Origin of the sequence: Bacteroides sp. RTP21281st1_H5_RTP21281_210402, assembly GCF_040918965.1 — a bacterium.
GTDB classification, from domain to species: Bacteria; Bacteroidota; Bacteroidia; order Bacteroidales; family Bacteroidaceae; genus Bacteroides; species Bacteroides congonensis.
Genome location: NZ_JBCOWR010000010.1, coordinates 81,452 through 101,084, shown reverse-complemented (window position 1 = coordinate 101,084; position 19,633 = coordinate 81,452). Strand labels below are relative to the sequence as shown.

Sequence of the window (19,633 nt, the reverse complement as noted above, 5' to 3'; positions counted from 1 at the left end):
GCCTTGCACCAATGAGCCATCATGTCAAAGTCTGCATAAGGGTGTGTATCCTGGCGGATTCCGTTAATACCGGCATACTCTATCCACCAGATACTGTTCTGAATCAGATAAGTAGCTACATGACGGTTTCGTTGGTTAAAATCGGGCATAGCCTGGCTGAACCAACCGTCAACAGCGATTTTCTTTTCATAATCAGACGCGTACGGGTCTAGTTGGGTGGCAGTCTTGAAGCTCGTCTGTACATAGTTTCCTTTGAAGTTGAACCAATCTTTGGAAGGCATATCCTTATACAGATAGTTTTCATCTCCACAGTGGTTGAAAATCATATCCATTACCACTTTCATTCCTTTGGCATGTGCCTGGTCTACAAGATTCCGGAATTCCTCGTTACTCCCGAAGCGGCGGTCTACCTGGTAATAATCAGTGATGGCGTAGCCGTGATAAGAACCTTCCTTCATATCATTCTCCTGAATCGGATTCAGCCATATGCTAGTCACTCCTAAATCTGCCATGTAATCCATATGCTTTTCTATTCCTTTGAAATCACCGCCATGGCGGGCAAAGGCATCGTTGCGGTCTACTCTCGCTTCCAACATTCCGGGAATTATGTCATTGGAAGGATCACCGTTTGCGAAACGATCCGGCATAATAAGATAAAGCACATCGCCGGAGTCGAATCCTTCCACTTCGGAAGCATCCGGCTTTCTTTGTTTGAGTTCGTAAGGAATGGCAGTTTGTTTTTTACCTTGTTTCAGGATAATATTGAATGTCTGCGGAGTTGCTTCCGATGTATTCAGATAGATAATGAGATAGTTCGGATTTTCTTGTTTAACTACCTCTTGCAGAGTGATGTCACGGGAAGAGATGCTGACTTCTGCAGACGCTATATCTTCACCGTATAGCAAAACTTGCAGTTCCGGGTTTTTCATTCCTGCCCACCAAAAAGTAGGGGCTACTTTTTTTATACTAATTGCGGCATATACAGGACTGCAACCGAATAGTAGTACAAGTAAGATTACAAATAGAAAATTCTTTTTCATGGTAACATAGATTTTAAATGTTTGCTCGGAGAACCGATGTTGCAAATGTAGGGGGATAGGATGCAGTATTTTGGGACTAGAATATAAATATAAATACCTCTGATGATTATTGTGTTGACAATGAGGATATTGACGGCTGACTGACTATAAGAAAATACAAGTAGGAATTAAAATTATTTTGACCGTATATTTCATAATCATTACTATATTCATTATATTTGTGACATCTTTAAAAAGTGACCTATGAGAAATATAACCTATATCTTCGCTTTTCTTTTAGTTTGCCCGATTTTGCTATTTGCAAAACAGACAGATAATGCGGCAGTTCTTAAAAGGCTGGATGATATTATAAATAAGAAAGAAACCTTTCAGATTCAGAAAGAGAAGGATATTGATGCTTTGAAAGTGCAACTTGCCCATTCGGTTACTCCTGCTGATAAATATAGGTTATATGGTTCGTTATTCGATGCCTATCTTCATTATCAGGCAGATTCTGCGCTTCATTATATAAATAGGAGACAGCAGATTCTTCCTCAACTGGAACGTCCGGAATTAGCAAACGAGATAATCATTGACCGCGCCACGGCATTGGGAGTGATGGGAATGTACATTGAAGCCATGGAAGAACTGGAGAAAATAAATCCGGCGAAGTTGGACGAACAAACATTGTTGTCCTATTATCAGACGTATCGTGCCTGCTATGGCTGGCTTGCAGACTATACCACCAATCGGGAAGAAAAGAAGAAATATCTGAAGAAGACTGATCTATACCGCGACTCCATCATAAGTATTATGCCGCCGGAAATAAACCGCACGATTGTATTGGCAGAACAATGCATCGTCACAGGCAAAGCTGATACGGCTTTGGTGATGCTTGGTGACGCGCTGAAAGATGCGGCCGACGAGCGTCAGAAAGTATATATATATTATACGATGTCCGAAGCGTATGGGATGAAAAAAGATACGGAACAAGAAGTCTATTATCTGATATTGACAGCTATTGCTGATTTGGAATCTTCTGTCAGGGAGTATGCTTCGTTGCAGAAGCTGGCGCACCTGATGTATGAATTGGGCGATGTAGACCGCGCTTACAAATATCTGAGCTGTTCGATGGAAGACGCCGTAGCTTGCAATGCCCGCCTGCGTTTTATTGAGGTGACCGAATTTTTTCCTATTATCGACAAGGCTTATAAACTGAAGGAAGAAAAAGAACGTGCGGTTTCACAGGCAATGCTTGTCAGCGTCAGTATGCTATCTTTCTTTCTTCTCATTGCCGTTTTCTATTTGTATCGCTGGATGAAGAAACTGTCTGCCATGCGGCGTGATTTAAGTTTGGCGAACAAACAAATGCAGGCAGTAAACAAAGAACTAGAACAAACGGGGAAAATTAAAGAAGTATATATCGCCCGTTATCTCGATAGATGTGTCAACTATCTGGATAAACTGGAAACTTATCGCCGTTCATTGGCTAAATTGGCTATGGCATCCCGTATCGAAGACCTGTTCAAAGCCATAAAGTCCGAGCAGTTCATCCGTGATGAACGGAATGAATTTTATAATGAGTTCGACAAGTCCTTCCTGAAACTGTTCCCTAATTTCATTACCGCTTTTAATGATTTGCTGGTAGAAGAGGGGCGCATATATCCGAAATCCGACGAACTGCTGACAACGGAACTCCGTATTTTTGCCCTTATTCGCCTGGGAGTGGTAGATAGTAACAAGATTGCCCATTTCTTGGGATATTCTCTGGCTACCATTTATAATTATCGTAGCCGGATGCGTAACAAGGCTGCCGGTGATAAGGACAGGTTTGAGCAAGATGTGATGAATTTGTAATATGGCATCCGGTTAATTTCTTCTTTTTTTTCCTATCTTTGTAGACGACTAATCTAATAATAAACTTACTAAAAAATGAAAAAGTTAATCTACACACTGTTCTTTGTCCTTATCTCCGTTGTTGCAAACGGTCAGGCAAAGTACGTATTCTATTTCATCGGGGATGGGATGGGAGTGAACCAAGTGAATGGTACGGAGATGTACCAGGCCGAACTTCAAAACGGACGTATTGGTGTCGAACCTTTGTTATTCACTCAATTCCCGGTTGCTACCATGGCAACTACTTTCTCTGCGACAAATTCAGTAACCGACTCTGCTGCCGCAGGCACTGCATTGGCTACGGGGCAGAAAACGTATAATCATGCTATTTCTGTAGGAGAAGATAAGAATGCGATTCAGACAGTAGCCGAAAAAGCGAAGAAAGCCGGCAAGAAAGTAGGTGTCACTACTTCTGTTAGTGTAGACCATGCCACTCCGGCCGCATTTTACGCACACCAACCGGACCGTGGTATGAATTATGAAATTGCCCTTGACTTACCGAAGGCTAATTTTGATTTCTATGCAGGCGGTGGTTTCCTGAAACCGAATACCTCTTTTGACAAGAAAGAGGCTCCGAGTATTTTCCCTATTTTTGAAGAAGCAGGATATACAGTGGCGCGTGGTTACAATGACTATAAAGCGAAAGCCGGCAAAGCTGACAAAATGATTCTTATCCAGGAAGAAGGAGCAAATCCGTCCTGCCTGCCTTATGCCATTGACCGCAAAGAGGGTGATTTGACATTGGCACAGATTACCGAAAGCGCTATCGACTTCCTGACGAAAGGCAAGAACAAAGGCTTCTTCCTGATGGTAGAGGGTGGAAAGATCGACTGGGCTTGCCATGCTAATGACGCTGCTACTGTGTTCAATGAAGTGAAAGATATGGACGATGCTGTTAAGGTAGCTTACGAATTCTATAAGAAGCACCCGAAAGAAACTTTAATTGTTGTCACTGCCGACCATGAAACAGGTGGTATCGTACTTGGTACAGGAAAGTATGCGTTGAACCTGAAAGCATTGCAATATCAGAAACATTCTGCTGACGGACTTTCACAACGTATCAGCGAATTGAGAAAATCAAAAGGCAATAAAGTGACTTGGGAAGACATGAAAACATTCCTTGGTGAGGAAATGGGCTTCTGGAAACAATTTCCTATCTCTTGGGAGCAGGAAAAGAAATTGCGTGATGAATTTGAAAAGTCATTCGTGAAAAATAAGGTGGTATTTGCAGAAAGCATGTACTCAAAAAGCGAACCGATGGCTGCACGTGCCAAAGAGGTGATGGATGAAATATCTATGGTCGGCTGGGTAAGCGGCGGACACTCTGCAGGTTTTGTTCCGGTATTCGCTATCGGAGCCGGTTCTCACTTGTTTGGTGAAAAGATAGACAATACTGAAATTCCGAAGAGAATTGCCAAAGCGGCAGGATACAAATAAGAATAGAACCGTATGTATATAAAAATAGCCGGAAGTCCAATGACTCCCGGCTATTTTTATATGTTCTTGTAAATTATGCTTTCACGCGTCCTACGTAAGAACCGTCGCGAGTATCAATTTCGATTGTTTCGCCTTCGCTGATGAACAACGGAACACGAACAGTTGCGCCTGATTCTACAGTGGCAGGTTTCAATGTGTTTGTAGCTGTATCACCTTTCAATCCTGGCTCTGTGTAAGTTACTTTCATCTGAACTTTAATTGGCATATCAGCGTAAAGTACAGTTTCTGTAGAAGCATCGGAAACTACATCCAATACCATACCTTCGAGCAGGAAGTCAACACCGTTAATCAAATCGTGAGCGATAGGGTGTTGGTCAAAAGTTTCCTGATTCATGAAGATATAATCTTCTCCTTCTTTATATAAGAATTGGTAGGGACGACGTTCAACACGTACATCTTCCAGTTTTTCACCGATGTTGAAACGACGTTCCAGAACGTATCCGCTAACTACATCTTTCAGTTTAGTACGCATGAAAGTGTTACCTTTACCTGGTTTTACATGCAGGAATTCAATACAGAAATAGAGCTTTCCGTCCATACGGATACAAGTTCCGTTTTTGATGTCTTGAGCATTAATCATACTGCTGTTTTTCTTTTTATATTATTGTAATTTAATTGTTTTCACAGGAAATCGAGTGCAACAGTAATCTAAATCGGTAAAAAACACAAAAACTTTTGAGCAAAAATGAGTTATCTCTTGGTTAATTTAAAAAAAGTGCCTATTTTTGCAGCCCGATTACGTAGAATAATAACATAAAAACAAGATACAGTAATGAAAAGAACATTTCAACCCTCTAACAGAAAGAGAAAGAACAAACACGGTTTCCGTGAGAGAATGGCATCCGCTAACGGTCGTAGAGTGTTAGCAGCCCGCCGTGCAAAAGGCAGAAAGAAACTGACTGTTTCTGATGAGTACAACGGACAGAAGTGGTAATCAGTTGCCATCATGGAAACAAAAAAGGCGGAGAAATTGATCTCCGCCTTTTTTGTTTCCATGATTTTTTGAAAAATAGAATGTTAAAATACTCCGCTGTTGGCACTCGTTTATTGTTTTTTGCTTTTCTTTGTAGCCGAATATAGAAAAACATAAGCAAACATATACGATGAAAGAATATATCCGGGACTTGAAAACCCGTATAATCATAATAAGGTTGTTGAAATCTATAGGAGTGGGGATTATAGTTGCAGCAATTCTGGCGATGATTAGTGTCCTTGCATCGTAAATGAGGACATTTTTCATCGCCTACTTTTCATAAATTCAACTATTTTGTCGTATCTTTGGCGCATATTAACAGCAATGCGTATGACTATTAAAGAATTCTTTTCTTTTAAAACAAATAAATTTTTCTGGTTGAATATTATCGCCATGATTGTGGTGGTGATAGTGATGGTATTCGGTGTGTTGAAATGGCTCGATATACATACACATCATGGTGAGACAGTCATGGTGCCTGATGTGAAAGGTATGACGGTGGAAGAAGCCACAAAAATGTTCCGCAATCACGGGCTGGTATGTGTGATTTCCGACACCAAGTATGTGAAGGATGAGGCGGCAGGTATTATTCTCGATCTGAAGCCGGGAGTTGGAGAAAAAGTAAAAGAAGGCCGTACTGTCTACCTGACGGTCAATACATTGGATATTCCTTTGCGCGTCATTCCTGATGTCGCTGATAATAGTTCGCTTCGGCAGGCGGAAGCCAAGTTGCAGAGTGCCGGTTTCAAGCTGACTGAAATTCAGTTGATACATGGCGAGAAAGACTGGGTGTATGGTGTGAAGTATCAGGGACGCCAGTTGACAGCAGGAGAAAAAATACCTATGGGTGCTTCCCTGACGTTAATGGTCGGAGACGGAGCAGGCGATATGACCGAAGAAGACTCCATAGATACCGATGCGGATACGGAAAAGCCTGTGGCATCGGAAACATCACCTGTTCAAGACGACAGTTGGTTTTAATTGATAAATAACAGAAACAGACTCACATGATAGAGGAAGAACTTCCGGACGGACTGGAAAATGACTTGGATGATATAGAACCTGTCGGTGACGAAGCCCAACTTTACGAACACTTCCGTGTGGTTGTAGACAAAGGTCAGGCGATGGTCAGAGTCGACAAATATCTGTTCGAACGTATTGTCAATGCTTCGCGCAACCGTATCCAAAAAGCTGCCGAAGACGGATTCGTTATGGCTAACGGCAAACCGGTGAAAAGTAGCTATAAAGTGAAGCCGTTGGACGTCATCACGGTGATGATGGATCGTCCGCGCTATGAAAATGAAATTATTCCTGAGGATATCCCCCTTACTATCGTTTATGAAGACCCGTACCTGATGGTTGTGAACAAACCTGCAGGACTGGTAGTGCATCCGGGACACGGGAATTACCACGGTACACTGGTCAATGCCCTTGCCTGGCACATGAAGGATAATCCCGATTATGACGCGAACGACCCGCATGTCGGACTTGTTCACCGGATTGACAAAGACACTTCGGGATTACTGGTGATTGCCAAAACGCCGGATGCGAAAACAAACCTTGGACTCCAATTCTTTAATAAAACGACCAAACGCAAGTATCGCGCCTTGGTATGGGGAATTGTAGAACAGAATGAAGGAACCATCATTGGCAATATCGCCCGCAACCCGAGAGACAGGATGCAGATGGCGGTGATGTCCGACCCGACAGTAGGCAAGCACGCCGTAACCCATTATCGCGTATTGGAACGGTTGGGATACGTCACTCTTGTGGAATGTATTCTGGAAACAGGGCGTACACATCAGATTCGTGTTCATATGAAACATATCGGCCATGTGCTGTTCAATGACGAACGCTATGGCGGCCATGAGATACTGAAAGGAACTCATTTCAGTAAATATAAACAGTTTGTAAATAATTGCTTTGACACTTGTCCCCGGCAGGCTTTGCATGCCATGACGTTGGGATTTGTGCATCCCGTCACAGGTGAAGAGATGCACTTTACTTCCGAACTTCCGGATGACATGACCCGGCTTATCGAGAAGTGGAGAGGCTATATCAGTAATAGAGAATTAGAATGAAACGCAACATTGCTATCGTAGCAGGGGGAGATACCTCTGAAATCGTAGTTTCCCTGCGTAGCGCACAGGGTATTTATTCCTTTATAGATAAGGAAAAGTATAATTTGTACATTGTGGAGATGGAAGGCCGTCGCTGGGAAGTACAATTGCCGGACGGAAAACGAATTCCGGTGGACAGAAATGATTTTAGTTTTACGAACGGAACGGAAAAGGTGGTGTTCGATTTTGCCTATATCACCATTCATGGCACACCGGGTGAGGATGGCCGCCTGCAAGGTTATTTCGACATGATGCGTATTCCGTATTCTTGCTGCGGGGTACTGGCTGCTGCCATTACTTACGATAAATTTGCCTGCAACCAGTATCTGAAAGCTTTTGGGGTGCGCATTGCCGAATCACTGCTGCTGCGCCGTGGACAATCGGTTTCCGATGAAGACGTGATCGAAAAAATAGGTTTGCCCTGCTTCATCAAGCCCAGTCTGGGCGGTTCGAGCTTCGGCGTTACGAAAGTAAAAACGAAAGAACAAATCCAACCTGCCATTGTTAAGGCTTTCGGAGAAGCGGAAGAAGTGCTTGTAGAAGCATTTATGGAAGGAACGGAGCTGACTTGCGGTTGCTATAAGACCAAAGAGAAATCGGTGGTATTCCCGCCTACGGAAGTGGTGACGCACAATGAGTTTTTTGATTACGATGCAAAATACAATGGTCAGGTAGATGAAATCACACCTGCGCGTATTTCGGACGAACTGACCGGACGTGTGCAGATGCTGACTTCGGCTATCTATGACATATTGGGTTGCTCCGGCATTATCCGTGTGGATTATATAGTGACTGCCGGTGAAAAGCTTAACCTTCTCGAAGTGAATACAACTCCGGGAATGACTGCTACCAGCTTTATACCCCAGCAAGTGCGTGCTGCCGGACTGGAGATAAAGGATGTGATGACCGATATTATTGAAAACAAATTTTAATCGCGTTATGGATCTGACAGAGTTTAATGATATTCGCCCTTATAATGATGAGGAGCTTCCTCAAATCTTTGAGGAACTGATTGCTGATCCGGCTTTTCAGAAAGCCGCCACAGGAGCTATACCGAACGTCCCATTCGAACTTCTGGCGCAGAAAATGCGTGCTTGTAAGACAAAACTGGATTTCCAGGAAGCATTCTGCTATGGCATTTTGTGGAAGATCGCTGCCGACCATACGGCCGGATTGACCCTTGACCACACTGCTATACCGGACAAGAGCAAAGCCTATACTTATATGTCAAATCATAGGGATATTATCCTTGATTCGGGTTTCCTTTCCATTTTGCTGATCGATCAGGGAATGGATACCGTGGAAATTGCGATTGGGGATAATCTGCTGATTTATCCCTGGATTAAGAAACTGGTTCGTGTCAACAAATCCTTTATTGTGCAGCGGACATTGACCATGCGGCAGATGCTTGAATCCTCGGCACGGATGTCACGTTATATGCATTACACCATTTCGCAGAAAAAACAGTCTATCTGGGTTGCGCAGCGTGAAGGGCGTGCGAAAGACTCCAATGACCGTACACAGGATAGTGTCCTGAAGATGCTGGCAATGGGTGGTGAAGGTGATTTGGTAGAGCGTCTGATGGAAATGAACATTGCTCCGCTTGCCATTTCATATGAATATGACCCTTGTGATTTTCTGAAAGCGCAGGAATTTCAATTGAAAAGGGACGTAGAAGGATATAAGAAGACCACGCAGGACGATTTGATTAATATGCAGACTGGTCTGTTCGGATATAAGGGCAGAGTCCATTTCCAGGTTGCCCCCTGTCTGAATGATGAGTTGCAACGTCTGGATCGTTCATTGCCTAAACCGGAACTGTTTGCCCGTATTTCTTCTTGTCTCGACCGTAGAATCCATCGTAACTACCGTATTTATCCGGGTAATTATGTGGCTTACGATTTGCTGAACGGTACGACGAAGTTTGCGTCTAACTATACCGAAGAAGAGAAACAACGGTTTATAAACTATATTGAGCAACAATTGGGTAAGATAAAGATTCCGAATAAGGATGAGGAGTTTTTGCGTGAGAAGTTGTTATTGATGTATTCCAATCCGTTAGTAAATCATTTAGCTGCCTGCCAATGAGAAGAAGTAAATTACATATAGTCTGGTTGTGGGGATTGCTATTCCTGATGACTGCTTGTGGAGATGACGACTATTATTATCCTTCGGTGCAACTGGAATTTGTTACAGTAGTGTCCGGTGAGGATGGTAGCATACAGACGCTTATCCCCGATAAAGGGGAGTCGTTGCCTGTATTGGAAGACCGTACAAAGTCTGCTATTTCTCCGAATACTTCCAGACGTGTAATGAGTAATTATGAACTGCTGACGGGCGGTGTCCGTATTTATTCTTTGCAGTCACTTATGACGCCGGAGCCCAAACCGGAAGATGATCCGGTTTATAAAGACGGCGTAAAGACTGATCCTGTAGAGATGGTCAGCATTTGGCTTGGACGAAATTATCTGAATATGATTTTGAATCTGAAAGTCAGCACCGGCAAGGGACATGTATTCGGCATAGTGGAAGATGTATCCGAACTGGAAACAAAAGGCATTGTAAATATGTTATTATATCATGATGCGAACAGTGATGCGGAGTATTACAACCGACGCGCTTATATCTCTGTTCCTTTGGAGAAATACGTAGATGCGGAAAATCCTGACCGGGCGATAAAGATTAAGTTTAAATATTACAAATACGGTGAGGACGGGACTGGCGAAGAGTCAGACAAATATTGTAATCCCGGATTTGACTATATCCCGGAACTGAATTGAAGAATTGAGTATATATGTTTAAAATGAATCAACTAATCGTGGGAATATTTTTATTTCTTTCTTCCCTCTTCTCCTGTCAGCAGAAAGGGGACTTTCAGTCAATGAATGTAGAGGATTTCGATACTCTTATTCAGAATGAGGATATACAGCGCCTGGATGTCCGCACATTGGCCGAATATTCGGAAGGGCATATTGCAAAAACGATTAATATCAATGTGATGGATGATTCTTTTGCCGCAATGGCAGACTCGTTATTGCAGAAAGACAGACCGGTGGCTGTATATTGCCGTAGTGGCAAACGAAGCAAGAAGGCTGCTGCTATTCTGGGCGCGAAAGGCTATAAAGTCTTTGACCTCGATAAGGGATTCAATTCCTGGCAGGCGAATGGTAAGGATGTTGAAAAATAAGTAATAAGAAGTGCTAGTCATAATCTAGGCACGGATTACGCGGATTTCACGGTTTTGAATAGGTTGTCTTTTAAAAAGCGTGTTGGTTCGCGTAATCCGTGCCTTATTTATTTGTCTTACTTATTCCAGTCCTTCCAATAATTTCTTCAGAACGACTGTTGCCGAGATTTCACGGTTTGCAGCTTCCGGAATGACGATTGATTGCGGACTTTCAATGACATCATCCGTGACAATCATATTTCTGCGAACCGGCAGGCAGTGCATGAAATAAGCATTGTTGGTGACGGCCATCTGGCGGTCGCTTACTGTCCATGCGCGGTCTTTGCTCAATATCTGTCCGTAATTATCGCCTGCATAAGCAGCCCAATTTTTAGCATATACAAAGTCGGCTCCTTCAAAAGCCTTCATCTGGTCATACTCTACCTTGGCATTTCCTACAAATTCGGGAGCCAGTTCGTATCCTTCAGGGTGGGTAATGACAAAATCATAATCGGTAGCGTTCATCCATTCCGCAAAAGAATTTGGAACGGCCTGCGGCAATGGACGGGGATGCGGTGCCCAGGTCATGACCACTTTCGGACGTGGAGTTTTCTTATACTCTTCAATTGTAATCAAGTCAGCGAAACTCTGTAGCGGATGGCGGGTTGCAGCCTCCATGGAGAATACCGGACGTCCCGAGTGTTGGATGAATTGATTCAGAATCGTTTCCTGATAGTCAAAATCACGATTCTCGAAACGGGCGAACGAACGTACTCCGATTATATCACAGTAGCATCCCATTACAGGAATAGCCTCTAATAAATGTTCCGGCTTGTCACCATCCATGATAACGCCTCGTTCGGTCTCCAATTTCCAGGCGCCTTGGTTGATATCCAGCACCATAACGTTCATCCCCAGATTAAGCGCAGCTTTCTGTGTGCTGAGACGGGTGCGCAGGCTGGAATTGAAGAAGATCATCATTAATGTCTTATTCCTACCCAGTTCTACATATTTGAAGCGATCGTTCTTGATTTCAAATGCTTCTGCAAGGGCCGATTTTAAATCGCCGATGTCCTGTACACAAGTAAATTTCTTCATTTTATCTATCATTAATTCGTTATTGTCTTATGAATTCATTCTACCATCTTGTCTGTCCATCTCCTTCGATGATCCACTTGTAAGAAGTGATTTCTTCCAGTCCCATCGGGCCCCGTGCATGCAGTTTCTGCGTGCTGATACCTATTTCGGCTCCTAAGCCGAATTGTGCTCCGTCGGTGAAAGCGGTGGACACATTAGTATATACACAAGCGGCATCTACTATCTTTGTAAACAGCGCCGCACGTTCCTTGTTTTCCGTGATGATACATTCGCTATGCTTCGAACTATTTTCCTGAATATGCCCCAAGGCATCTTCAAAGCTCTTCACAGTCTTGACGGCCATTTTGTAATCCAGAAACTCCGTTCCGAAACTTTCTGCCTTCGCATGCTGCAAGAGTTCGGCAGGATAGCGCCCTTCTAATGCCTGATAAGCCTGCTGATCCGCATAAATAATCACATGGCTGTCTTTCAATTTCTCGCAAAGTACAGGAAGTTCAGCCAGTCTTTTCTCGTGCACGATAGTACAGTCCAACGCATTACATACACTCACCCTGCGTGTCTTGGCATTATGGATAATATCCTCCCCCTTACTTACGTCTCCAAACTCATCAAAGTAAGTATGGCAAATACCAGCCCCTGTTTCAATAACGGGAATCCTTGCATTTTCGCGTACATAATTGATAAGCCCGCTACTTCCCCTGGGGATAATCAAATCAACATAGCCTACTGCATTTAGTAGCGCTGCCGTAGCTTCTCTGTCTGCCGGAAGCAGTTCTACAATATGGGGATTGACATTGAATCTTTTCAATACTTCATGAATCACACGGATAATAGCCCGATTGGAACAGTCAGCGTCACTTCCTCCTTTCAGCACGCAAGCATTCCCGCTCTTCAGGCAAAGAGAGAATACGTCGAAACTGACATTAGGGCGAGCTTCGTAAATAATCCCTATTACTCCGAAAGGTACGCTGATCTTTGTCAACTTCATCCCATTCGGGCGGACAGTCTCTTTCAGCACCCTACCCAAAGGAGAGGGGAGTGTAGCTACATTACGTGTATCCGCCGCAATACCTTTCAAACGCTCTTCCGTCAATTTCAACCGGTCGTACTTCGGATCATTTTTGTCCATTCGTGCGAGATCTTTTTCATTCTCTGTAAGAATGAAAGACGTTTCTGCAACCGCTGCGTCAGCCACTGCATTTAAAATCTGATTGATGGTATCATCATTCAGCAAGGCTAATTCCCGACTTGCTGCCTGCACGGCAGCAAAGGTTTCGTTTAAATCTGTAGTCATTTGCTCCTTTTTTGCATTAAATGGAAAGATAAACTATGCAAATATAGTGAATGATGTGAATAAAACTCGTTGAAAAACAAAATAAATGTTGGGTAGTTATTTATAATGCTCTCTTTTAAATCAGAGTTTAAAATAGATTTGGAGAATATTTATGTTTCCTTCTTCTCTTACAATGTGATTACAAAGTGAAAATTTGCTGTCACCTGTCACATCTTTGCATTTAAACCTTTGATTGCGAGTGAGTAAGGACGTGACAGTAGCATGTGACAGCACGGTGACGGCAGAAGTGGTGTCACCATTTCTCTTCTTTTTTTCTTTCTTCTCTTCCTTTTCTCTTTCTTGAGAGTCGCAAGCTGCATAGCTTTATGTTTTTTAACCGTAGGGGATATTCGTTTCATGCCTTTAAACTGTTGGTTTCATGGGATGAAACTAGAGTTTCACATGCTTGAAACCAAAGTTTCATACGCTTGAAACTCTAGTTTCAATTACTTGAAACAACTGTTTCCTTTGCTTGAAACTCTAGTTTCTTCGGTGCGAAACTAAAGTTTCAGGCAAGGAAACTAACTTGAAACTTGCTTTTAAAAGAGGAAGAAGAGGTGACAACAGAAATGCTGTCACCGTGTTGTCACATGTTGCTGTCACATCATTACTTATTCACAATCAAAGACTTAAATGTAAAGATGTGACAGGTGACAGCAAAATTCCACTTTTTAATTCTCTAGTAGAGTAGCTGAAATTATATTTCAACTCATTTCCGCACTGGCTTGATTCGCTGAAACTATTTGTATGAAAGGTTATTATTAGAAATTATCCCCTTGCCATGGAAGGTCTTGTCCGGGATCTTCTCCCATTTCTCCTTCTTCTATTTCGATTCCTATATTGCCCGGTGTTCCTATATGGTCAATATTGGTTAATGCAATGCTGTGTATATAGTTCCTTTTAAAAGTAATGGTACTGTTGATTATTTGTTTTTCATCCTCTTCCGGATTCTTTTTCCAATAGACTGTCACTTTAATGTTTTCGGTCAAGTGCTGGTTAACGCCGGTAGGTATGTTTGCTGTCAGATTTTTCATGCTGACCATTTTCAACTCTGATTCAACTGTTTTGTGAATATCTCCACTCGCATCCAAATAAATACTTGGTGCATCGTCCAATTGTATTCTGAGCTGTCCGCTTTCCAAACCTGTTTGTTTGAACTTGACTCCGAAAAAACGGCGATAGAGCATAATCGGATTTTCCATTCCGTCTGTAACGTTCAACTTGTCTATTAGTCCATGATAACGTTCGATGAATGGGCGGCCACACTTGTCTTGTCCTTCGCTCTTTGTTTGTATTTTAGGGTTTTCGATATTGTATAAGAATTTAACTCCGTCTACTTGTTCGGCAGTAAGGAACTTATTCAAGCATTCTCCTTTGATTTTTCCGTTGCGCTCTAAATCGAACGGAGCTGCAAAACCGCCATCTTCCATTCGTATGGAATCCTTTGCGTTGGCTATCATGGAGCAGGATATGCGATACGTATATCCGTCGATGACCCTTATTTTTAAATTTTCAGAGTTCTTGGCTTTGTCTAATTGAAATATTCCATAGGCATATGGCTTTGAAGTCGGATTTGCTCCTTCTTTAGGTGTCATGGATATGGCGATTCCTACTATTGTTTTACTTTCATCAATTACAGACGACTTTGTGGAACGTGACATCGGCAATTCAGTGATAAGGTAGTCTCCGTCTAGTTTTAAGTTCAGTTCCGAATAAGTAGTGGGCGGCTCCTGATACAGATTTTTCTCTTCAATACATGACTGTAAGGTGAAAGCTGTGAATAGGCAGCCTGTAATCATAAGATGTTTGATTTTCATATGAATGTTTTTTAGTAGTTGTTCAACTTTGATGTGATTGATTATTTCCCGATTTCCTGTTCTGCTTCTTCCATTTCGGCGTTCTCACCGAAAGAGATGGTAGCATTATTTATAAATTTGTCTATCTTGGTTATTTTGATTATGTTCTTTTTGTTTCTTCTCATCTTAAGACCTTGGTCAGCGTATATGGTATACCATTCTTCTTCGTCAGCCGGGCGGTAGGTGATGGTGAACCCGATTGTCTCATCATCCTTTAGCCTTGCTGTATAATAATCTGATATGTCGTACATTGAAATGATTCGTTCTTCCGATTTTGATGTTCCGTCGGGAGAGTATAATAGATATAGCGGTGAAATATCAGTTGCTGTGATTTTGATAGAATCACCGGGATTTAACTCGTTTGTGGTGAATTGTACCGAGTAATAGGCACGTTTTAATGAGATGGAAACGGAAGTGTTGGTACCCGGAGTCAAGAACTCCATCTGCTGGCTGCCGAAAAAGCGCTTAACGGTGGGATGAGTACTTGTACTATCCTGTTTCATTTGCATTTCACCTTTGTATATATGTTGGTAGAATGACTGATTGATATTTAGAGGGTTAATTGAAATCAATAAGTCATTGGTGATACGTCCGTCCATTCCTTTTGAGGGAGAGCATGAGAAAGGAAGACCATAAAGAGGAATGTCATTTTCCACTTTGCAGTATGGGGCGTCTTTATAATCTAAGAAACTGCAATCAAACCGGTAGGTATATCCTTCGATTAACCCTATTTCCACTCTGTAAGGATCGTCGAAAAGACCGGATGCATAAGGCTGAAAAGAAGTCAGGCTTTTTCCTTTCCAAAATACGTTGACTGCATATAATCCACCGGGTAGGCTGGAAGCAACCGAACGTCCTAATGGCTGCTCGTCCACTTCAAGAAAAGGGGCGATGTCCAGACTTACATTAAACTCTTTGCCGACAGGAAATAGCAGAGTTGAGTCTACTGTGGTTTCATTCTTGTCACCCTCGCAGGAGGTGGTTAAGAAGATGAATATAATAAGTGTAAAATGCCAATGTTTTAATAGCATGAGGTTATATTGTTTGTTTCAGGGAACAAATATACTGCTATTAATAATTTATTGCAAATAAAGTGTTTCGTATTTCTATGGGCAGTTTGTTTTATATCGTTCGGTTGATACTCTTTTTATTCGATATACAAATAATCATAGTGCACCACCGGCTTCTTTCCGTGTTTGCCAATGACCTCTTGCGCCTGCTTTGAATCACAGTTTACTTTTCCTACGCCTATTTGGTTTCCCTGAAAGTCCATGATGCGTACGATATCGTCTTTTTCAAATTCTCCTTCGATATGTGTAATCCCAATCGGAAGTATGCTGACAGCTTTCTCTGAGTTTAGTACTTCCGTGGCGCATTCATTGATATGAATTTCTCCTTTTGCAAATCCCTCACTATGTGCAATCCATTTTTTGACACTGGATACCGGTTCTTTAGAAGGGATGAAACGTGTACAAAGTGTATTTTGGGGACGTTGGAGCAAGTCTACCAGAATATTGTCACGTTTCCCGTTGGCGATGATGACTGTAATTCCTTCATCGGCTACTTTACGGGCGATATTTGTTTTTGTCAACATACCACCCCGACCGAAACTGGACTTGGATGCCTGGATATAGTTGGATAAATCTTTGCCATGACCGATTTCCTGGATGACGGAAGAATTGGGATCGGCAGGAGAACCATTATAAATGCCGTCGATATTGCTTAAAATGATAAGTGCTTGCGCATCCATCATGGAAGCGATGAGTCCGGACAGCTCGTCATTGTCCGTGAACATCAGCTCACTGACAGAAATGGTATCGTTTTCATTGACAATAGGAATGACGTTATTTTCGAGCATCACCGTCATGCAGTTCTTTTGATTCAGATAATGGCGGCGGGTACCGAAATTCTCTTTCGTTGTCAGCACCTGACCGACAGCGATGCCGTGTTCACGAAATAGTTCGTAGTAGCGATTGATTAGCTTTGCCTGTCCGACGGCAGAAAATAGCTGACGCTGGTCTACACTGTCAAGTTTCTTTTGCGGGTGTATTTCGCTGCGTCCGGAAGCGACGGCTCCCGAAGAAACCATAATAATTTCCACACCGGATTTATGTAATTCCGCTATTTGGTCGACAAGTGCCGACATGCGGGTTACATCCAGCGTTCCATCGCGGCGTGCCAATACATTGCTTCCTACTTTTACTGCGATTCGTGTAAATTCCTGTTTCATCTTTACTAACGATTTGAAAGCACAAATATAGGACTTTTTGTCGATATGTAACCAAAACAGGCTGAAAAGAATATCAAAGAAGGCCTGGAACGAATTAGTCGCTATCTTTCTCGTCCCGGCTTCTGATAAGTTCGGTGGCTGCCTCGTATTCTTCCTCGGTGACAAGGATAGAAACAGCAGGAGCGATGTAGGGAGCTAGTGTCCCCATAATCCCGTCTTTGATGACGCAACGGATATTATTACTCTCTAATAACCCTTTGATGATTTCGGCTTCCCATGGAGAACCGGAGAATACTTCTATTGACTTGCTATAATCTTCTTCTTTCATGATTGTATGGTATTAGGGTTGTTTTCTACAAATATAACAAAAAAGAAAGACAAAAGGTTATTCTTCTCTTAAAATTTATTCGAGTGTGATGTGTTTCACACTAATTTGTCGGTTTAGGAATGTAGACGCTGATTCGGAGAATTTCTCTTCCGCCTCTGTGGTGTAAAACTGGCAATTTCCGTTCTTTGTGCACTTTGCGTCCATTTCCGGATGTCTTCTCAAATAATCTTTCAGGCTTTCCGCTACATATTCTCCTTGTGAGATTACGCTGATGTCATTGGCAATGTATTGTCGGATTTTAGGAAGAAGGAGAGGGAAGTGGGTGCATCCGAGAATGACGGTGTCTATTTGTGGATCTTTTGAGAGTAGCTGGTCTATATATTTGCGGATGAAGTAATCGGCTCCATCGTTTTGCGATTCGTTGTTTTCTACCAATGATACCCACATCGGGCATGCCACTCCGCTTACCTGAATATCCGGGAACAGCTTATGTATTTCCAAAGGGTAAGATTCGGATTTGATGGTACCTGCTGTTGCCAGTACACCGATATGCCGGTTCTTACTAATATCTCCGATACATTCTACGGTGGGACGAATCACGCCGAGCACACGGCGTGCCGGGTCAATTTTCGGTAAGTCATTCATCTGAATGCTACGTAGTGCCTTGGCGGAAGCTGTGTTGCAGGCCAATATGACCAAATGACAGCCCATGTCGAATAGTTTGTTGACAGCTTGCCGGGTGAACTCGTACACGACTTCAAAAGAGCGTGTCCCGTAAGGAGCACGTGCATTGTCGCCCAAGTAGATATAGTCATATTCAGGCAATGCTTCTCTTATCTTGTCCAGGATAGTCAGGCCACCGTAGCCGGAGTCGAACACTCCGATAGGGCCGGGTATATGCGATAGATGTTGATTCATGACAAACAGGATTTATATACGCAAATGTACACCAAAAAAAGCGAAAGCGAAAGAAGTTTAAACTTCTTTCGCTTTCGCTTTTAGTATTTCTTTCTCTTGGCGAGAAATCTTATTTGATACCCAGATTTGCTTTAACCTTATTGGTCAAGTTAATGCTTAGTGACTCGTTAACGTAAGGAATCGGAGTTCTTGCAAGGTCGAAGATGTAGATTACACCTTCAGCGGCACCTACAGCTTTGATAGCATTGTCCAACTTCTGATAGATAGGAGCCATTGCGTCATTCTGAGCTTTCGCCATTTGCTGCTGTGCATCCTGTTGGAATTGTTCTTGTCTCTGCATCATATCCTGCAACTCTTTCTGTCTTCTTTCCGCGATATTGGCCGGAAGAGAATCCTTAGCGATAGCTTGCTGGAATTCCTGATATTTCTTATTGAATTCTTCCTGAGTTCTTTGAAGTTCGGCAGTGAGTTGTTTTTCCAATGTTTGGATGTCGTTTTGTGCCTTAGTAAATTCAGGCATCACAGTGATAATCTCCTGTGCATTAATATGACCGAATTTCAGGTTCTGTGCAAATACACCCATTGGGAGTGCAAGCAACATTACAAGTGCGATTTTTTTTAGCATAGTTCTATAATTTATTTGAATGTTTTTTTAGTTATTTCCAGTTGCAAATGTATGAAATTAATTTGAATATCCTAATCTTCTTAGGATTTCATCACTAATATCTATACGTGGATTTGCAAAAATTATACCTGCAGCAGAGGCTCTGTCGACTACCATGTCATATCCATGCTGTTGCGATACAGCTTTCACTGCTTCATAGATGTCATCCTGAATCGGCGAAATCAGCTTCTCTCTCATCTTGGCTAATTCGCCTTCAGGGCCGAAATATTTGCGTTTCAGTTCGGCCGCTTCTTTTTCTTTGGCTACGATTTCATCCTCTTTCTTTGTCTTTTGGGCGGCAGATAGAGTGGATGATTTTGTCTGGTAATCCTGGAACATCTTTTGTGCTTCCTTTGCCAGAGTTTCTACTTCACCCTGATATTTCTTCGTAGCTTCTTGCATTTGCTCATTGGCGCTTTGAGCAGCCGGAATATTCTTCATAATATATTCCGTATCGATCAGTGCAAATTTTTGTGCGTTTGCTGCCATTCCGACGGCAAACAACAACATGATTAATAGAACAGACTTTCTCATG

At 42.5% G+C, this 19,633-nt stretch carries 20 protein-coding genes; 9 read left to right on the top strand and 11 right to left on the bottom strand.

Going from position 1 to position 19,633, the window contains the following annotated elements; all coding sequences use genetic code 11:
* A partial coding sequence (locus tag AB5443_RS15560) for an alpha-amylase family glycosyl hydrolase (protein ID WP_368119620.1) occupies nucleotides 1-1,040 on the bottom strand: 1,040 nt, incomplete at its 3' end.
* 243 nt (nucleotides 1,041-1,283) lie between these two features.
* Here AB5443_RS15560 and AB5443_RS15555 point away from each other — a divergent pair.
* Nucleotides 1,284-2,876 carry a DUF6377 domain-containing protein gene (locus AB5443_RS15555; protein ID WP_073346677.1) on the top strand — a complete coding sequence of 531 codons (1,593 nt, stop codon included), beginning with the start codon at nucleotides 1,284-1,286 and terminating at the stop codon, nucleotides 2,874-2,876.
* 75 nt (nucleotides 2,877-2,951) lie between these two features.
* Nucleotides 2,952-4,352, top strand: a complete 1,401-nt coding sequence (locus AB5443_RS15550; RefSeq protein WP_022137369.1) for an alkaline phosphatase — start codon at nucleotides 2,952-2,954, stop codon at nucleotides 4,350-4,352.
* Between the two features lie 73 nt (nucleotides 4,353-4,425).
* On the opposite strand, the gene efp is transcribed toward AB5443_RS15550, so the two are convergent.
* Nucleotides 4,426-4,992, bottom strand: coding sequence for an elongation factor P (gene efp / locus AB5443_RS15545; protein ID WP_022137368.1), 567 nt, complete (start codon nucleotides 4,990-4,992; stop codon nucleotides 4,426-4,428).
* A 192-nt stretch (nucleotides 4,993-5,184) separates the two neighbouring features.
* On the opposite strand from efp, the gene rpmH reads away from it, so the two are divergent.
* The 7 genes from rpmH (at nucleotide 5,185) to AB5443_RS15510 (ending at nucleotide 10,692) form a co-directional block, all read left to right on the top strand.
* A complete protein-coding gene (gene rpmH / locus AB5443_RS15540) occupies nucleotides 5,185-5,346 on the top strand; it encodes a 50S ribosomal protein L34 (RefSeq protein WP_005678985.1) in 162 nt (53 codons plus the stop codon).
* A 369-nt stretch (nucleotides 5,347-5,715) separates the two neighbouring features.
* Nucleotides 5,716-6,366 (top strand): PASTA domain-containing protein, encoded by a 651-nt coding sequence (locus tag AB5443_RS15535; RefSeq protein WP_368114123.1) that lies wholly within the window; start codon nucleotides 5,716-5,718, stop codon nucleotides 6,364-6,366.
* A gap of 26 nt (nucleotides 6,367-6,392) precedes the next feature.
* Nucleotides 6,393-7,466: an RluA family pseudouridine synthase gene (locus AB5443_RS15530; protein ID WP_097677796.1), complete on the top strand. Its 1,074-nt coding sequence runs from the start codon at nucleotides 6,393-6,395 to the stop codon at nucleotides 7,464-7,466.
* Nucleotides 7,463-8,437 (top strand): D-alanine--D-alanine ligase, encoded by a 975-nt coding sequence (locus AB5443_RS15525; RefSeq protein ID WP_073346675.1) that lies wholly within the window; start codon nucleotides 7,463-7,465, stop codon nucleotides 8,435-8,437. Before AB5443_RS15530 ends, AB5443_RS15525 begins: the two co-directional genes overlap by 4 nt.
* A gap of 7 nt (nucleotides 8,438-8,444) precedes the next feature.
* Nucleotides 8,445-9,593: an acyltransferase gene (locus tag AB5443_RS15520; protein ID WP_368114124.1), complete on the top strand. Its 1,149-nt coding sequence runs from the start codon at nucleotides 8,445-8,447 to the stop codon at nucleotides 9,591-9,593.
* Nucleotides 9,590-10,285, top strand: coding sequence for a NigD-like protein (locus AB5443_RS15515; protein WP_368114125.1), 696 nt, complete (start codon nucleotides 9,590-9,592; stop codon nucleotides 10,283-10,285). The genes AB5443_RS15520 and AB5443_RS15515 overlap by 4 nt, the downstream gene beginning before the upstream one ends.
* Nucleotides 10,286-10,299: 14 nt before the next feature.
* A complete protein-coding gene (locus AB5443_RS15510; RefSeq protein WP_195662930.1) occupies nucleotides 10,300-10,692 on the top strand; it encodes a rhodanese-like domain-containing protein in 393 nt (130 codons plus the stop codon).
* 120 nt (nucleotides 10,693-10,812) lie between these two features.
* On the opposite strand, the gene AB5443_RS15505 is transcribed toward AB5443_RS15510, so the two are convergent.
* From AB5443_RS15505 to AB5443_RS15465, 9 genes are all read right to left on the bottom strand, one after another.
* Complete coding sequence (locus AB5443_RS15505) at nucleotides 10,813-11,769, bottom strand: acetylornithine carbamoyltransferase (protein WP_022138111.1); 957 nt, start codon at nucleotides 11,767-11,769, stop codon at nucleotides 10,813-10,815.
* A gap of 40 nt (nucleotides 11,770-11,809) precedes the next feature.
* Nucleotides 11,810-13,063, bottom strand: coding sequence for a glutamate-5-semialdehyde dehydrogenase (locus AB5443_RS15500; protein ID WP_368114126.1), 1,254 nt, complete (start codon nucleotides 13,061-13,063; stop codon nucleotides 11,810-11,812).
* An 800-nt stretch (nucleotides 13,064-13,863) separates the two neighbouring features.
* Nucleotides 13,864-14,919 carry a hypothetical protein gene (locus tag AB5443_RS15495; protein WP_073346667.1) on the bottom strand — a complete coding sequence of 352 codons (1,056 nt, stop codon included), beginning with the start codon at nucleotides 14,917-14,919 and terminating at the stop codon, nucleotides 13,864-13,866.
* 41 nt (nucleotides 14,920-14,960) lie between these two features.
* The gene (locus tag AB5443_RS15490) at nucleotides 14,961-15,989 is read right to left on the bottom strand and encodes a hypothetical protein (RefSeq protein WP_277132012.1); all 1,029 of its coding nucleotides are present in this window, start codon (nucleotides 15,987-15,989) and stop codon (nucleotides 14,961-14,963) included.
* Nucleotides 15,990-16,105: 116 nt separating this feature from the next.
* The gene (proB, locus tag AB5443_RS15485) at nucleotides 16,106-17,188 is read right to left on the bottom strand and encodes a glutamate 5-kinase (protein ID WP_277132010.1); all 1,083 of its coding nucleotides are present in this window, start codon (nucleotides 17,186-17,188) and stop codon (nucleotides 16,106-16,108) included.
* Nucleotides 17,189-17,282: 94 nt separating this feature from the next.
* A complete protein-coding gene (locus AB5443_RS15480; protein WP_022137615.1) occupies nucleotides 17,283-17,516 on the bottom strand; it encodes a DUF2007-related protein in 234 nt (77 codons plus the stop codon).
* Nucleotides 17,517-17,591: 75 nt separating this feature from the next.
* Nucleotides 17,592-18,434 (bottom strand): glutamate racemase, encoded by an 843-nt coding sequence (gene murI / locus AB5443_RS15475; protein WP_073346663.1) that lies wholly within the window; start codon nucleotides 18,432-18,434, stop codon nucleotides 17,592-17,594.
* 109 nt (nucleotides 18,435-18,543) lie between these two features.
* Entirely contained in the window at nucleotides 18,544-19,059 is a 516-nt protein-coding gene (locus tag AB5443_RS15470) for an OmpH family outer membrane protein (protein ID WP_277132007.1), read from the bottom strand.
* Nucleotides 19,060-19,116: 57 nt separating this feature from the next.
* Nucleotides 19,117-19,632 carry an OmpH family outer membrane protein gene (locus AB5443_RS15465; protein ID WP_195407328.1) on the bottom strand — a complete coding sequence of 172 codons (516 nt, stop codon included), beginning with the start codon at nucleotides 19,630-19,632 and terminating at the stop codon, nucleotides 19,117-19,119.
* Nucleotide 19,633: the final 1 nt, after the last annotated feature.

Excerpts from the sequence above, each read along its gene's own strand:
- proB (WP_277132010.1), bottom strand. The coding sequence starts at position 17,188 with ATGAAACAGGAATTTACACGAATCGCAGTAAAAGTAGGAAGCAATGTA.
- murI (WP_073346663.1), bottom strand. The coding sequence starts at position 18,434 with ATGAATCAACATCTATCGCATATACCCGGCCCTATCGGAGTGTTCGAC.
- rpmH (WP_005678985.1), top strand. The coding sequence starts at position 5,185 with ATGAAAAGAACATTTCAACCCTCTAACAGAAAGAGAAAGAACAAACAC.
- AB5443_RS15505 (WP_022138111.1), bottom strand. The coding sequence starts at position 11,769 with ATGAAGAAATTTACTTGTGTACAGGACATCGGCGATTTAAAATCGGCC.
- AB5443_RS15535 (WP_368114123.1), top strand. The coding sequence starts at position 5,716 with ATGACTATTAAAGAATTCTTTTCTTTTAAAACAAATAAATTTTTCTGG.
- AB5443_RS15520 (WP_368114124.1), top strand. The coding sequence starts at position 8,445 with ATGGATCTGACAGAGTTTAATGATATTCGCCCTTATAATGATGAGGAG.
- AB5443_RS15495 (WP_073346667.1), bottom strand. The coding sequence starts at position 14,919 with ATGAAAATCAAACATCTTATGATTACAGGCTGCCTATTCACAGCTTTC.
- AB5443_RS15525 (WP_073346675.1), top strand. The coding sequence starts at position 7,463 with ATGAAACGCAACATTGCTATCGTAGCAGGGGGAGATACCTCTGAAATC.
- efp (WP_022137368.1), bottom strand. The coding sequence starts at position 4,992 with ATGATTAATGCTCAAGACATCAAAAACGGAACTTGTATCCGTATGGAC.
- AB5443_RS15500 (WP_368114126.1), bottom strand. The coding sequence starts at position 13,063 with ATGACTACAGATTTAAACGAAACCTTTGCTGCCGTGCAGGCAGCAAGT.
- AB5443_RS15490 (WP_277132012.1), bottom strand. The coding sequence starts at position 15,989 with ATGCTATTAAAACATTGGCATTTTACACTTATTATATTCATCTTCTTA.
- AB5443_RS15470 (WP_277132007.1), bottom strand. The coding sequence starts at position 19,059 with ATGCTAAAAAAAATCGCACTTGTAATGTTGCTTGCACTCCCAATGGGT.
- AB5443_RS15530 (WP_097677796.1), top strand. The coding sequence starts at position 6,393 with ATGATAGAGGAAGAACTTCCGGACGGACTGGAAAATGACTTGGATGAT.
- AB5443_RS15555 (WP_073346677.1), top strand. The coding sequence starts at position 1,284 with ATGAGAAATATAACCTATATCTTCGCTTTTCTTTTAGTTTGCCCGATT.
- AB5443_RS15510 (WP_195662930.1), top strand. The coding sequence starts at position 10,300 with ATGTTTAAAATGAATCAACTAATCGTGGGAATATTTTTATTTCTTTCT.
- AB5443_RS15515 (WP_368114125.1), top strand. The coding sequence starts at position 9,590 with ATGAGAAGAAGTAAATTACATATAGTCTGGTTGTGGGGATTGCTATTC.
- AB5443_RS15480 (WP_022137615.1), bottom strand. The coding sequence starts at position 17,516 with ATGAAAGAAGAAGATTATAGCAAGTCAATAGAAGTATTCTCCGGTTCT.
- AB5443_RS15465 (WP_195407328.1), bottom strand. The coding sequence starts at position 19,632 with ATGAGAAAGTCTGTTCTATTAATCATGTTGTTGTTTGCCGTCGGAATG.
- AB5443_RS15550 (WP_022137369.1), top strand. The coding sequence starts at position 2,952 with ATGAAAAAGTTAATCTACACACTGTTCTTTGTCCTTATCTCCGTTGTT.